Below are 1,492 nucleotides of genomic sequence, written 5' to 3' on the forward strand. Positions count from 1 at the left end.
TCCGCGGACCCCGTGTTGCCGCCACCGCCCTACCCAACCGCCAGCCGGCCGCCACCCGGCCGGCCGTGGTTGAGCCGCAACGTCCACGGTTGGCTCCACTCGATCCGGTAGCCACAGGCCCGCAGAAAGGCGACACCACTAAACTCGGCGATCGCGCAACTCCCGCGCAGACCGGAGCGCTGCATCTCCTCACCGAGCCGGGTGACCAGCCGCCGCCCGATGCCGAGCAGCCGTAACTGGGGCACCACCAGCACGCCGTCCAGCACCACCTCGCGCTGGTCGCCGAGGTCCTCGCCGTAGCGCAGGTCGAGACTGCGCTCGTGGGCGCGAAGCTCACCGATCAGGCCGCCGTCGGGCAACTCGGCCACCAGCCGCCAACACCCCTCCGGAACGCCCTCGGTCACCCGGCGGATCCGGACCGCGTCGCGGAGCCGCTCCCGCAACCGCCGCTCATCTCGGCAACCACGATCGAGGTCGTACGTCACTTCGGGTACGCGAAGCGGCCAGCGCTCGGGAGGCAGCGAGTACGACTGCGCCCACCATGCCCCCGGCCAGTCCTTGAGCGTCCGTACCTTCCGCACATCCAGGTGCGCCGGATAGCGACGCCCGGCATCGTCACGGCGGTCGTCGAGGTCCGGCTCGACTGACCGCGTCGGCTCACCAGCGGTAGCCACGGTCAGCGTGGCCGCCGCCGCACGCACCAGGCGCTCCACCGTCCGAAACCGCGGGTCCGCAGCCTGCCCAGACTCCACACGAGCCACGGTGGACTGCGGCACCCCGGCGAGATCGGCCAGCTCCCGCTGGCTCAGGTCGGCCTGCCGGCGCAGCGCCCGCAGCATCGAGCCCAGATCGAGAAACTTCCCGTCACTGTCCCCCATGCCGCCGATGCTTTCCCGGGCCCCGCCACCGTTCAACCCCGAAGCCAAGCCTGTGGAAAACCCTGTGGAAAAGCTAGCGGAAGGCACGTCACCAGCCGCGTGCCGGAGGGGGGAGGGCGTTGCATTCGCTTCCTGTCGAGCTGAACCGCTTGGGCTATCGCGTGGGATGGTCGACAGGTGCCTCACCGCGGTCCACCCAGACCCCAGTTCGCGCCGCGTTGCTGGAGTCGATCACCCCACCCGCTCCCGCCGGTGAAACCGACGACGGCGCTGTCGAGAGCCAGCCCGTCCCGACGAAAGCAGACCTCGACCGCCGCAAGGGGCCGGGTGACCCGCCGACCACGCCTCCGGATCACATCGCAGCAGGCGAGAGGCCCTACCACTCACCGCCGCACAGACCACTACCCACGGCTCTCGGCCCTGCGCACAGGGCCCACCGCCTCGGAGGTCACCGGGGCCTGGTCGATTCGTTTGCGCTATCAGCTCGACAGGCGCCGACACCCGGTACAAGTCGGGCTGCTGCTGCGGCGGGACACCGGGCCGCTGGGCCCACTGCGCACCAGCCTCGTGCCAGGCCGCTCGCCGCAGGAGCCAGGGCGGCCGGGGTTCCAGCC

General features: G+C 71.2%; 1 protein-coding gene. It reads right to left on the bottom strand.

What is annotated here, in order from left to right; all coding sequences use genetic code 11:
• Positions 1-29: 29 nt before the first annotated feature.
• Positions 30-878 (bottom strand): helix-turn-helix domain-containing protein, encoded by an 849-nt coding sequence (locus tag C1I95_RS33850; RefSeq protein ID WP_199524040.1) that lies wholly within the window; start codon positions 876-878, stop codon positions 30-32.
• Positions 879-1,492 lie beyond the last annotated feature (614 nt).

Source organism: Micromonospora craterilacus (assembly GCF_003236315.1).
Lineage (GTDB): Bacteria > Actinomycetota > Actinomycetes > Mycobacteriales > Micromonosporaceae > Micromonospora > Micromonospora craterilacus.